Annotated in this window: 9 protein-coding genes; all 9 read right to left on the reverse strand. The window is 67.1% G+C overall.

From position 1 onward, the window contains the following. Nucleotides 1-20: 20 nt before the first annotated feature. The gene (locus HUN08_RS14845) at nucleotides 21-782 is read right to left on the reverse strand and encodes a SigB/SigF/SigG family RNA polymerase sigma factor (RefSeq protein ID WP_301547003.1); all 762 of its coding nucleotides are present in this window, start codon (nucleotides 780-782) and stop codon (nucleotides 21-23) included. A 61-nt stretch (nucleotides 783-843) separates the two neighbouring features. Then, complete coding sequence (locus HUN08_RS14850) at nucleotides 844-1221, reverse strand: hypothetical protein (RefSeq protein ID WP_124248790.1); 378 nt, start codon at nucleotides 1219-1221, stop codon at nucleotides 844-846. A gap of 59 nt (nucleotides 1222-1280) precedes the next feature. After that, nucleotides 1281-2363, reverse strand: a complete 1083-nt coding sequence (locus HUN08_RS14855) for a DNA polymerase IV (protein ID WP_165353506.1) — start codon at nucleotides 2361-2363, stop codon at nucleotides 1281-1283. 27 nt (nucleotides 2364-2390) lie between these two features. Further along, entirely contained in the window at nucleotides 2391-2825 is a 435-nt protein-coding gene (locus tag HUN08_RS14860; RefSeq protein ID WP_174900940.1) for a hypothetical protein, read from the reverse strand. A gap of 125 nt (nucleotides 2826-2950) precedes the next feature. After that, complete coding sequence (locus HUN08_RS14865) at nucleotides 2951-3883, reverse strand: type IV toxin-antitoxin system AbiEi family antitoxin domain-containing protein (protein WP_124248791.1); 933 nt, start codon at nucleotides 3881-3883, stop codon at nucleotides 2951-2953. Nucleotides 3884-4022: 139 nt separating this feature from the next. Beyond that, a complete protein-coding gene (locus tag HUN08_RS14870) occupies nucleotides 4023-7979 on the reverse strand; it encodes a DNA-directed RNA polymerase subunit beta' (protein WP_124248792.1) in 3957 nt (1318 codons plus the stop codon). Nucleotides 7980-8013: 34 nt separating this feature from the next. Next, nucleotides 8014-11514 carry a DNA-directed RNA polymerase subunit beta gene (locus HUN08_RS14875; RefSeq protein ID WP_124248793.1) on the reverse strand — a complete coding sequence of 1167 codons (3501 nt, stop codon included), beginning with the start codon at nucleotides 11512-11514 and terminating at the stop codon, nucleotides 8014-8016. Nucleotides 11515-11863: 349 nt separating this feature from the next. Then, on the reverse strand, nucleotides 11864-12703 hold the full coding sequence (locus HUN08_RS14880; protein WP_165353507.1) for a hypothetical protein: 840 nt from the start codon (nucleotides 12701-12703) through the stop codon (nucleotides 11864-11866). Further along, a complete protein-coding gene (locus HUN08_RS14885) occupies nucleotides 12703-13503 on the reverse strand; it encodes a hypothetical protein (protein WP_165353508.1) in 801 nt (266 codons plus the stop codon). The genes HUN08_RS14880 and HUN08_RS14885 overlap by 1 nt, the downstream gene beginning before the upstream one ends. Between the last annotated feature and the right edge of the window lie 19 nt (nucleotides 13504-13522).

A 13522-nucleotide genomic window follows, 5' to 3' on the forward strand; every position in this document is an offset into this window, starting at 1 on the left:
GCACTCGCCGGGGGCCGGGGTCATTCTCCCGGCCCCGCCCCGTCTCCGTCGCCGGTCTCCCCCACCGCCTCCCGCAGCCGTCGCAGGATCGCCGAGAGCAGGCGCGAGACGTGCATCTGCGAGATACCCAGCTCCTCGGCGATCTCGCTCTGCGACATCGACCGGAAGAACCGCAGCGCGACGATGGTCCGCTCCCGCTCGGGTAGTTCGACCATCGCCTCGCGGATCGTCACGAAATCGTCCATGCGCCCCATGTCCGGGTCGGCGGCGCCGATGGTTTCCACCAGCGGCCGGCCGGCATCCTCACCCCGATCCGATGCGGGGGCGTCGAGCGATGACGCGGTGTGCGCCAACCGCGCGAGCAATCCGTCGATCACCTCGTCAACCGGTAGGTCCAGGTGCGCGGCGAGCTCCGTTGGCCGCGGCGAGCGCCCGAGGGTTTGCGCGAGTTCGTCGATGCCGCGCGTGATCACCTGGGCGGTCTCCTTGGCCCGGCGGCCCACCCGGACGGTCCAGGTGTTGTCGCGGAAATGGCGGCGCACCTCGCCCATCACCGTCGGCACGGCGAAGGAGAGGAATTCGGTCTCGCGCGTCGGGTCGAACCGATCGCAGGCGTTGACCAATCCCACCCGGGCCACCTGGACGAGGTCGTCGAAGGGTTCGCCGCGCCCGGCGAACCGTCGCGCGACGTGGTCGGCCAACGGGAGGCAGGCGGCCACGGCCTCGTCGCGCAGTTGCGCGCGGCGCTCGTCGTCGGTCTCGGCGGCAGCGGTGGCGAGCAGCCGTGCGGCGGCGGCGTAGTCGTCGCGCCCGGTGTCGCCCTCGGCGGGGGTCACTACCGGATCAGTCCCTGTGCGCGGTCATCGTGATCCGCGCCTCGCGGCCGTGCGTGCCGTCGAGATAGGCGATGTCGGCGTCGTCGGCGACCGAGGTGATCACGTACCAGCCGAACCCGGTCTGATCGAGGTCGTCGCCGTCGATGTCGCAGCACACCGTCACGCGCGCGTACTCGGCTCCGGTGGTGAGGTGCAGGCGCAGGCGGGCGCGCGGCGGTGCCGCGGCGACCAGTTGCGTACATGCCTCGTCGACGCCGATCTTCACGTCGGCGATCGTGTCGAGGCCGAAGTCCTCGGCGAGCAACACCGCCTCGACGAGGTTGCGGACGACCGCTATCCGCCCGGATACCGCCTCCACCGATAGTTCGACGACATCGCTGTCCACCGCAACTCTGCCTTCCGTGTCGCTGTTCGCGTCCTCGCCCAGTGGGCGACGAGGCCGGATTACCCGTCCGCCTCGGTGTTCAAACCTTCGGCCGGGACCAGATCGAGCCGCACCCCCAGCAATCGCACCGGGCGATCGAGTTCGAAATCGTCGAGCAGTGCGTGCAGCACGGGGAGGATCTGCCCGGCGTCGACGGTGACGGCACCGAGTTTGCGCGACTTGGTGCGGGTGAAGAAGGTCTTGGTCCGCAGTGTGACGGCGACGCGGAAGACCTCGCGCCCCTCGTCGACGACCTGCGCGAGCACGTGGGCGGCGAGGTCGTCGACGGCGGCGTGCAACTCGGCCGGATCGGTGAGGTCGGTCGGGAAGGTACGCGAATGCGAATGCGATTTCGCCTCCCACGGCTCCTCGGTGACCGTCGAGTCACCGCCACCGCGGCACAGCACGTACAGCCAATTCCCCTGGTGCGGGCCGAAGGTCGTGATCAGGTCGTCCTTGGGCGTCGCCACCAATTCGTCGACGGTGTTCACGCCGATCGTCGCCAGTTTGGCCGCGGTCTTCGGCCCGACGCTCCACAACTCGCGCGTCGGCTGACCGCCCATCAGCTCGCCCCAGTTGTCGGCGTCGAGGGTGAACACCCGCGGCCCGTCGTCGACGGGCTGCTTCTTGGCGAAGTTGGTGGCCATCTTGGCGCGCTGCTTGTTGTCGCTGATCCCGATCGACGACGGGAGGCCGGTGACCTCGGCGATCGCCGAGATGACGTCGCCGGCGACTCCCGCCGCCCGCCCGGCGTCCAGCGCCCCGACGTCGAGATAGGCCTCGTCCCACCCCCACACCTCGACAGGGCCGAAGGTGCGCAGCACGCCCATCACCTGCGCCGACGCCTCGTCGTACGCGTCGGTGTCCAAGGGGACGAATACCGCGTCGGGCATCTTCTTGTGCGCTGCCCGCAGCGGCATGCCGGCGCGCACCCCCTGCGCGCGTGCCTCGTACGACGCGCAGGTCACGACCTTGCGCGGCTGGGTCGGATCGCCCTCGCCGCCGACGATGACCGGCACCCCGACGAGTTCCGGACTGCGGCGGCGCTCCACCGACACCTGGAATTGATCCAGGTCGACGTGCAGGATGCGCGAGGTGCCCACGAGCCCAGGGTAGGCGGCCCCGCCCCGTTATCGCTTGGCGCGGGTGCAGTTCGGCTCGGCCGGCTTCTCCGGCCACACGCAGATGTCGATGAAGGTCTGCTGCTCGAATCCACCGCCGTCGACGACGGTGTACGCGTTGCCCTGCGAGCCGACGTAGGTCGCGCCGCCGCCGGTACCGCCCTCCGAGGTGACGATCGTGGTCATGGCCCAACCCTTGTCCCGCAGCGCGTTGCGGTAGGCGACCATCGAGGGCCCGGGCGCCCCCGTCGCTTCGTAGTGCATGCGGATTCCGTTGCTGGCGATCGGGTCCGGCCCGACCGTCCGGGTCACCCCCGCCGGCACCGGGATCGACGACTTGAGGTCCTCCGGCGACTTGGTCTCGGTCGTCGAGCTGGAACAACCCGAGACGACGACGCCGGCGGTGAGGACGAGCGCGGCAAGAGCGGTGGCAGTGCGGGTCATGGGCAGAGCCTCTCTAATTGGATGAGAGCGCAATCTTAAGGCCGGCCACCCGCAAACCCCACACTTTCGGACATACCCGACGGGTAGGAGGTGTTGGGTTTGTCCGAATGTGCGGGGTTTGCCCGTCAAAGGAGACCGGCGCGCTGCAATTGGATCCGAACACGGTTGGGAACCCGCTTCGGCGTGCACAGATCCGTCCAGGTCCAGCGGACGACGATGATCCCCAAGTCCTGCAACCGACTCTCGCGCTCCTTCTCGCGGCGGAGGGCGGAATCGGTGTCTTCGCCCGCCTTGAGGTACTTCACGTACTTCTCGAGTCCGTCGAATTCTCCGACGACGAGGATCTTCCCGTCGTCGTCAACCCAGTCGAAGTCCGGCCGCGCCACAAAGCGACCGTGCTCGTCGAAGACCTCGGTCTGCAGACGATGAATCGGGATCCCGTTGAGTATCAGTTGGGCGCGGCTCCACGACTCGCCGGGATTCTCCGCCAGCCCGTCCGCGTGACGGAGCGCTTCGCGTGCGACGCCGACACCGGTCCGGGGTTCGCGACCATGCGCCTCCATCCGACTGCGGTCGGCACCGCATCGAAGCGCTCCATCCAGTACGGCGAGCGCGCCGGCGAAACCTTGGGGCGACGTGCGCGCGACATCGAAGGCTGTCCGTTCCACGCTGGTCGCGCGCACTCCGTCGATCACGACGGCATCGGCGGCAGCGACGTTTCCCGGATGCAGGTGTCGCGTCTTTCGCTTGTACCCACGATCGGAGCTCGGCGAGGTCAAATGCAATCGAGACAGATCCGGCCGCAGCATCGGCAATCCGTGCAACGTCGCCGCCGAAGCGTGACTGACGACGGCCCCAGCCGGGTTGTCCATGGCGAGGACTCGAAGTCGGTGTGCGTCGCTCGGCCACCGATCCGCCGGCGGCGCGTACACACCGCGACCGACGCGGACCAACAGTCCAGCCGATACGGCCCGGTCCAACTGCCGAACGGACAGACCCTGCGCAGCTGCGTCCCGCGCCCGCAGATATCCGTCCCCACCCAGACTGATCGTCGTCATGCCCCTTAGACGCAGCGCAGCACCCCACGGTTCCCGACCATCACGCACCGCGTCGCAAACCCTGCAGATACGGACATACCCCGCACCTTTTCGATGCGGGGTATGTCCTGAACTGCAGGGTTTGCGCTACAACCTGCGTCTAGACGTTGTAGTCGCCGTAGCCGTAGTCGTCCAGCGGCACCGCAGCGCCGGCGGGAGCACCAAAGGTGCCGTCCGGGCTGTAGTAGGTGTCGTCGTAGTTCGGCACCGCGTAGGCCGCGGCCCGAGCCTCTTCGGTCGGCTCCACCTGGATGTTGCGGTACCGGTTGATACCGGTACCGGCCGGGATGAGCTTACCGATGATGACGTTCTCCTTGAGACCGATGAGCTTGTCGCTGCGGCTGTTGATGGCCGCATCGGTGAGCACTCGGGTGGTCTCCTGGAAGGACGCCGCCGACAGCCACGAATCGGTGGCCAGCGATGCCTTGGTGATACCCATGAGCACCGGGCGACCCGACGCGGGCTCGCCGCCCTCGCCGACGACCCGACGGTTCTCCGACTCGAAGTCGGTGCGCTCCACCAGCGAACCGGGCAGGAACTCCGTCGCACCCGACTCGATGATCTGCACGCGGCGCAGCATCTGACGAACGATCGTCTCGATGTGCTTGTCGTGGATCGACACGCCCTGGCTCCGGTACACCTCCTGGACCTCGTTGACGAGGTGGACCTGTACCTGGCGCGGGCCCATGACGCGCAGGACCTCGTGCGGGTCCGCCGCGCCCTCCATGAGCTGCTGGCCGAGTTCGACGTGGTCGCCGTCGGCGAGCAGGCGCTCGGAGCCGTCGTCGTGCTTGAAGACACGCAGACGCTGACGCTTCGAGATCTTCTCGACCGCGACCTCCTCCGAACCGTCGTCGGGGATGATCGTGAGCTTGTAGAACCGATCGTCGTCCTCGAGGCGGATGCGGCCGGAGACCTCGGCGATCGGGGCCTTGCCCTTGGGGACGCGGGCCTCGAACAGCTCCTGGACACGCGGCAGACCACCGGTGATGTCGTCACCGACGCCACCCTGGTGGAAGGTACGCATGGTCAGCTGGGTGCCGGGCTCACCGATCGACTGGGCCGCGATGATGCCGACGGCCTCGCCGATGTCGACGAGCTTGCCCGTCGCCATCGAACGGCCGTAGCACATGGCGCAGACGCCGGTGCCGGTGTCACAGGTCAGGACCGAGCGGACCTTGACCGAGTCGATGCCGGCCTCGAGCAGCGCCGCGATGGCCGGATCACCTAGGTCGTGACCGCACTCGACGATCACGTTGCCCTTCGCGTCGACCGCGTCGGCGGCCAGCGTGCGGGCGTACGCACTCGTCTCGACATGCGCGTCGCGGATGATCGAGCCGTCGGCCTGCTTCTCGCCCAACGGCACGGTGATGCCGCGGTCGGTGCCACAGTCCGTCTCGCGCACGATGACGTCTTGGCTGACGTCGACCAGACGACGGGTCAGGTAACCCGAGTCGGCCGTGCGCAGCGCGGTGTCGGCGAGGCCCTTACGGGCACCGTGCGTGTTGATGAAGTACTCGGCGACGGTCAGTCCCTCGCGGAACGACGACTTGATCGGCCGCGGGATGAACTCACCCTTCGGGTTGGTCACCAGACCCTTCATGCCCGACAGGTTGCGGACCTGGGTGAGGTTACCGGTGGCGCCCGACATCGGGATCATGACGATCGGGTTGTCGGCCGGGTAGTAATCCTCCATGGCCTTACCGACTTCCTCGGTGGCCTGCTTCCAGATCTCGACCAGCGAGTCGCGACGCTCGTCCGGGGTGAGCGCACCGCGCTGGAACTTGCGCTCCAGGTTGTCCGCCCGCTCCTCGTACTTGTCGAGGATCTCGCCCTTGGTCGGCGGCACGAGCACGTCGGACATGGCGACGGTGACGCCCGAGCGGGTCGCCCAGTAGAAGCCGACGTCCTTGAGCTTGTCGACGGTCTGAGCGACGACGATCATCGGGTAGCGCTCGGCCAGATCGTTGATGATCACGGCCTGACGCTTCTTCGGCATCTGCTCGTTGACGAACGGGTACTCGACGGGGAGCAACTCGTTGAACAGGACGCGACCCAGGCTGCTGACGATCTCCCACGGCTGGCCGTAGGCCCAACCGTCGGGGAACTGCTCCGCCTCGATCTCCGGCGTCGGACGCTGGTCGGTCAGCCGGATCTTGATCTGCGTCTGCACGGTGATCGCACCGCGGTCAACGGCCATGATGGCCTCGGCCGGGCTCGAGTACACGCCGCGCTCGACGTCGTCCTTGGTGGCCTCGCGGTATTCGCCGTCGAGGCCGTCCTTGATGGTGGTCAGGTAGTACAACCCGGTCACCATGTCCAGACGCGGCATCGCCAGCGGGCGACCCGAGGCCGGGGACAGGATGTTGTTCGACGACAGCATCAGGATGCGGGCCTCGGCCTGCGCCTCCGCGCTCAGCGGGAGGTGTACGGCCATCTGGTCACCGTCGAAGTCGGCGTTGAAGGCCTCACACACCAGCGGGTGCAGCTGGATGGCCTTGCCCTCGACGAGCTGCGGCTCGAAGGCCTGGATACCCAGGCGGTGCAGCGTCGGGGCACGGTTCAGCAGCACCGGGTGCTCGGCGATGACCTCTTCGAGGACATCCCACACGGCCGGGCGCTGGCGCTCGACCATGCGCTTGGCCGACTTGATGTTCTGCGCCTGGTTCAGGTCGACGAGGCGCTTCATCACGAACGGCTTGAACAGCTCCAGGGCCATCAGCTTGGGCAGACCGCACTGGTGCAGCTGCAGCTGCGGGCCGACGACGATGACCGAACGGCCCGAGTAGTCGACGCGCTTGCCCAGCAGGTTCTGGCGGAAGCGGCCCTGCTTGCCCTTGAGCAGATCGCTCAGCGACTTCAGCGGACGGTTGCCCGGTCCGGTGACCGGGCGGCCGCGCCGGCCGTTGTCGAACAGCGCGTCCACCGACTCCTGCAGCATCCGCTTCTCGTTGTTGACGATGATCTCGGGCGCACCCAGATCGATCAGTCGCTTGAGGCGGTTGTTGCGGTTGATGACGCGACGGTAGAGGTCGTTCAGGTCCGAGGTGGCGAAGCGGCCACCGTCGAGCTGGACCATCGGGCGCAGCTCCGGCGGGATCACCGGAACGGCGTCGAGGACCATCCCCAGCGGCGAGTTGCCCGACTGCTGGAAGGCCGCGACGACCTTCAGCCGCTTGAGCGCGCGCAGCTTCTTCTGGCCCTTACCGGTGCGGATGATCTCGCGCAGCGACTCGGCCTCGGCGTCGATGTCGAAGTCCTCGAGGAGCTTCTTGATCGCCTCGGCACCCATGGCGCCGGTGAAGTACTCACCGAAGCGGCCCTCGAGCTCGCGGTAGATCTTCTCGTCGACGATGAGCTCGCCCGGCTTCAGCTTGGTGAAGCGGTCCCAGATCTCCTCGAGCTCGTCGAGCTGGCGCCCGGCGGCGTCGCGCATGCGCTTCATCTCGCGCTCGGCGGCATCCTTGACCTTGCGCTTGGCGTCGGACTTGGCGCCCTCGGCCTCCAGCTCGGCCAGGTCGGCCTCCAGCTTGGTCTGGCGCTCGTTGAGGGCGACGTCGCGGTCGTCCTCCAATGCCTTGCGCTCGACCTCGATCTCGGCCTGCAGCGTGGAGAACTCGTTGTGGCGCAGCTCCTCGTCGACGGCGGTGATCACGTAGGCCGCGAAGTAGATGATCTTCTCGAGATCCTTCGGGGCCAGGTCCAGCAGGTAGCCCAAGCGCGACGGGACGCCCTTGAAGTACCAGATGTGGGTGACCGGCGCGGCCAGCTCGATGTGGCCCATCCGCTCGCGGCGCACCTTGGCGCGAGTGACCTCGACGCCGCAGCGCTCGCAGATGATGCCCTTGAAGCGGACGCGCTTGTACTTACCGCAGTAGCACTCCCAGTCGCGAGTCGGTCCGAAGATCTTCTCGCAGAACAGGCCGTCCTTCTCGGGCTTGAGCGTGCGGTAGTTGATGGTCTCCGGCTTCTTGACCTCGCCGTAGGACCAGTTGTGGATGTCATCGGCCGTGGCCAGGCCGATCTTCAGTTCGTCGAAGTAGTTAACGTCGAGCACTTGTGCCTCTCAGTTAGAAAAGTAGCTGGTCGTATCAGTTGGCGAGGTCGTCGATGCTGGCCGACTCGTTGCGGGACAGGTTGATGCCGAGGTTGGCCGCTGCGCGCTCCAGGTCCTCGTCGTCGTTGTCCGCCATCGTGATGGCCGCGCCGTCGGAGGAGAGCACCTCGACGTTCAGGCAGAGCGACTGAAGCTCCTTCAGCAGCACCTTGAACGACTCCGGGATACCCGGCTCGGGGATGTTCTCGCCCTTGACGATGGCCTCGTAGACCTTGACTCGGCCGACGACGTCGTCGGACTTGATCGTCAACAGCTCCTGCAGCGTGTACGCCGCACCGTAGGCCTGCATGGCCCAGCACTCCATCTCACCGAAGCGCTGGCCACCGAACTGGGCCTTACCGCCGAGCGGCTGCTGGGTGATCATCGAGTACGGACCCGTCGAACGCGCGTGGATCTTGTCGTCGACGAGGTGGTGCAGCTTGATGATGTACATGTAGCCGACCGCGACCGGGTACGGGAACGGTTCGCCGGAGCGCCCGTCGAACAGGATCGCCTTGCCGTTGCCGTCGACCATGACGTCGCCGTCACGGTTGGGCAGCGTCGACGAGAGCAGACCCGTCAGCTCCTCTTCCTTCGCACCGTCGAAGACGGGCGTCGCGGTGAGCGAGTCGGGCTCCGCGGAGTACATCTCCTCGGGCAGCTTCTCGGCCCAATCCGGCACGCCCGCGGCGACGTCGATGTTCCAGCCGGCCTTGGCGACCCAACCGAGGTGGGTCTCCAGGATCTGGCCGATGTTCATACGACGCGGGACACCGTGGGTGTTGAGGATGATGTCGACCGGCGTGCCGTCGGGCAGGAACGGCATGTCCTCCTGCGGGAGGATCTTGCCGATGACGCCCTTGTTACCGTGGCGGCCGGCGAGCTTGTCACCGTCGGAGATCTTGCGCTTCTGCGCGACGTAGACGCGGACGAGCTCGTTGACGCCCGGGGGCAGATCGTCGTCGTCGTCGCGGCTGAAGACTCGCACGCCGATGACCTTGCCGGTCTCGCCGTGGGGCACCTTCAGCGACGTGTCGCGGACCTCGCGGGCCTTCTCGCCGAAGATCGCGCGCAGCAGGCGCTCCTCCGGGGTCAGCTCGGTCTCACCCTTCGGCGTGACCTTGCCGACGAGGACGTCGCCGTCGCGGACCTCGGCACCGATGCGCACGATGCCGCGCTCGTCGAGGTCGGCGAGGACCTCGTCGGAGACGTTCGGGATGTCCCGGGTGATCTCCTCGGCACCGAGCTTGGTGTCGCGGGCGTCGATCTCGTGCTCCTCGATGTGGATCGAGGTGAGGGTGTCCTCCTCGACGAGGCGCTGGCTCAGGATGATCGCGTCCTCGTAGTTGTGGCCCTCCCACGGCATGATCGCGACGAGCAGGTTCTTGCCCAGCGCCATCTCACCGTTCTCGGTACACGGACCGTCGGCGAGCACCTGACCGGCCTCGACGCGCTGACCCTCCTCGACGATCGGGCGCTGGTTGGCGCACGTGCCGTGGTTGGAGCGCTCGAACTTGCGCAGCTGGTAGCTCTCGCGGGTGCCGTCGTCGTCCATGACGGTGATGTAGTCGGCCGAGACCTCCTCCACCACGCCGGTGCGATCGGTGACGATCACGTCGCCACCGTCGACGGCGGCGCGCAACTCCATGCCGGTGCCGACGAGCGGCGCCTCGGACTTGACCAGCGGCACCGCCTGGCGCTGCATGTTCGCACCCATGAGCGCGCGGTTGGCGTCGTCGTGCTCGAGGAAGGGGATCATCGCGGTCGCGACGGACACCATCTGGCGCGGGCTGACGTCGATGTACTGGACCGACGCGGCCGGCACGTACTCGACCTCGGCGCCCTTCACACGGACGAGCACGCGCTCATCGGTGATCTGGCCCTTGCCGTCGTAGTTGGTGTTCGCCTGGCCGATGAGGAAGCGGTCCTCCTCGTCGGCGGTCATGTACTCGATCTCGTCGGTCACGCGACCGTCGACGACCTTGCGGTACGGCGTCTCGATGAAGCCGAACGGGTTGACCCGCGCGAAGACGGCGAGGTTGCCGATCAGGCCGATGTTCGGGCCTTCCGGGGTCTCGATCGGGCACATGCGGCCGTAGTGCGACGGGTGGACGTCGCGGACCTCGAGGCCGGCGCGCTCACGGCTCAGACCACCCGGGCCGAGCGCGTTGAGGCGGCGCTTGTGGCCCAGACCCGCGAGCGGGTTGTTCTGGTCCATGAACTGCGACAGCTGCGAGGTACCGAAGAACTCCTTGATCGCGGCCACCACGGGGCGGATGTTGATCAGGGTCTGCGGCGTGATCGCCTCGACGTCCTGGGTCGTCATGCGCTCGCGCACGACGCGCTCCATGCGGGACAGGCCCACGCGGATCTGGTTCTGGATCAGTTCGCCGACGGTGCGGATGCGACGGTTGCCGAAGTGGTCGATGTCGTCGACCTCGATCGGCACCTCGAGACCCTCCGGCCCGGCCACCTTCGCCAGCGGCGTGGTGTGCGGGTCGGCGTCGTGCAGGCGCACCAGGTACTCGACGATGGCGACGATGTCCTCGTTGGTGAGGGTCGACGGGCCGTTCATCGGGTTGTCGGTGAGGCCGAGCTTCTTGTTGATCTTGTAGCGGCCGACGCGCGCCAGGTCGTAGCGCTTCTCCTTGAAGAACAGGTTCTCCAGCAGGGCCTCGGCGGACTCCTTGGTCGGCGGCTCGCCCGGGCGCAGCTTGCGGTACACCTCGAGCAGTGCCTCGTCGGAGTTCGACGTGGGGTCCTTCTCCAGGGTGGACATCATGATCTCGGAGAAGCCGAAGCGCTCCCGGATCTCCTCGGCGGTCATGCCGAGTGCCTTGAGCAGCACGGTGACCGGCTGGCGGCGCTTGCGGTCGATGCGGACGCCGACGGTGTCGCGCTTGTCGATGTCGAACTCGAGCCACGCACCGCGGCCCGGGATCACCTTGACGGTGTGCAGAACCTTCTCGGTGGCCTTGTCGATCGACGAGTCGTAGTACACGCCCGGGGAACGGACCAGCTGGCTCACCACGACGCGCTCGGTGCCGTTGATGATGAAGCTGCCCTTGTCGGTCATGATCGGGAAGTCGCCCATGAAGACGGTCTGCGACTTGATCTCACCGGTGTTGTTGTTGATGAACTCCGCGGTCACGAACAAGGGCGCCGCGTAGGTCATGTCCTTGTCTTTGCACTCGGCGATGCTCGCCTTGACGTCCTCGAAGTGCGGATCGGAGAACGAGAGCGACATCGAGCCGGCGAAATCCTCGATCGGCGACAGCTCGTGCAGGATCGACTCCAGACCACCGCTGGGGTTTTCCTCCCCGCGGGCCAGAGCCTCCTCGCGCCACTTGTCGGAACCGATCAGCCACTGGAAGGAATCCAGCTGGACGTCGAGCAAGCCGGGAACTTCCAGCGGCTCGGAGATTTTTGCGAACGAAGCGCGCTTAGGTGCGCCCGGGATCGAAGTGGTTGAGGTGGACTGGCGGGTGGGTGCCAAGATGCGTCCTTCCAACACGAAAGTTGACTAGCTGCTACGAGGTGGGCTTGCGCCGGTGTCGCTGGTCTGACGACCTGACGGCGAAACACTCGTGACAGCACGACTCGTGCGGGACGGGCGAATCAAAGATGGACAGGAGGCAGCCAGCGCAACGTCCAACTGTATCAGAAAATAGGCGCGCTCTGTCAAGTCGCGCCTAGAGGCAACTGCCGCACTCGCTGGCTGAGGTTGCGCGGCCTTGGCAAATAGCGTGACCCGTCGCGGCCACCACGTCAAGCGTTACGCGCGAATCGGACGGGATTTTTCCCGACGACGAGGCCGCGACCTGCTGTTTTCGGGTTGGAATCGGTCACCAGGAGTCGATTTGGCGGATCAGCCAGCGGCCGTTCTCGCGCACGACTTCCATCTGCTTGCTGAAAATGACGCTCGAAGCACCGGTCGAACTGACGACGCCGTTGACCAACACGTGGCCGGTGGATCCGTTTCCACCGCCGGTCAGGTCGCGCACGCCGATCGCCTGCACCCGGCACTCGGTGGTGACCCCGGCCGCGTTGGTCTGATCGATGATCTGCTTGTTGCCCGGAACCGACTTCTCCCAGTCGGTCAAGGCCTTACCGGTCAGGACCTGACGCGTCTTGCGGTCCCACTTCTCAAAGGGCTCACCCGGTTTGGGCATCAGGCACACCGCGGACTCGGTCTGGCCGAGCACCTCGGAGGTCGCCTTGGAATCGACGAAACTCGCGTCCTCGTGCCGCGGCGCACCACCGGGATGCCACCACCCGAGCAGACCGATCACGATGCCGACGAGACCGGCGACGGCGAGCCACCGCGCCGGCTTCGGGATGCTGCCCGACGCGCGCGGCGCGGTCCGGGCGACGGCGGCCGACGACTTGGCTGTCGACGACTTCGCGGTCCCGGACGTGCCACTTCCCGACGACTTGGCCGGGGCCGACTTGGCCGCTCCCGACTTAGCGGGCGAAGACTTGGCAGCGGAAGACTTTGCGGGCGAGGACTTGAGCGGTGCGGTCTTCGCGGCACCGGACTCCGCGGAGCCGAGGCGTTCGATCGGCGCGCGGCGCGAGGTGCCCGCCGTCCGTTTCGCGGCACCCGAGCGCTGCGACGAGGAGGCACCGGGCCGCGGCTGACCCGCGACGCGGGGACGCTTCTTCTTCGGAGGCATGTCGGACATCAGTTACCACCGTTCTGCGGTGCGGTACCCGGCCGCGGCGAACCCTGCTGTCCGCCAACGGGATTCGCCCCTTGCGGGCCGAGCTCGATGCCGGACAGGGGAACGATCGAATCGGCCTTGTAGCGACCGTCGGCCTGCTTCACCGAGACCGAGAACGTCATCGGCTGGGGTACGTCGGGCTGTCCGGGGACCTTCGCGACGGTCTCGATGACGATGAGCGCCTTGCCGGTCTTGGCGTCGGCGTCGAGTTCGGTGACCGCGCTGCGGACCACCCGGCTCTGGGTGCGGCCCGGCGAGTCCTTACGGCTCAGCAGGTCCTGGTAACCCTGACCGCTCACCTGTTGCAGGGCGTTGCCGGTCAACGAGGAGGCCGCGTTCTGCTTGAACTTCTCCGGGTCCTTCGGGTCGATCGACGTGACGTTGACGACCGCGATCTGCGCGGCCTCGAGTACCGAGTCGCGCACCGAGGCGACCGGCGCGGCCGAATAGCTCTTCACGGCGGAGTAGACGCCGAATGCCCCGAACAGGAGGCCGACGACCGCGATGACGGCGGCCACGGCCCAGGCCAGTGTCGACGCGTTCGGGCGGGAGGGGCCGGATTTCGCGGCGCGCTCACGCGACTCCGCGGCTTCGCCGTCGGCGGCGTCGACCTCGTCGGTATCAGTCTCGTCGGCACCGGTGTCGTCGGAGTCGACCGCCTCGGCACCCGCGTCCGCCACGGTCGCGGCCTCGTCGGCCGCGGCGTCGGTGAATTCCGACTCCACGTCGGGCCGGTCGTCGGACTTGTTCTCGTCAGTCATAGCAGCGCCACTCTATCTG

Source organism: Gordonia sp. X0973 (genome assembly GCF_013348785.1).
Lineage (GTDB): Bacteria > Actinomycetota > Actinomycetes > Mycobacteriales > Mycobacteriaceae > Gordonia.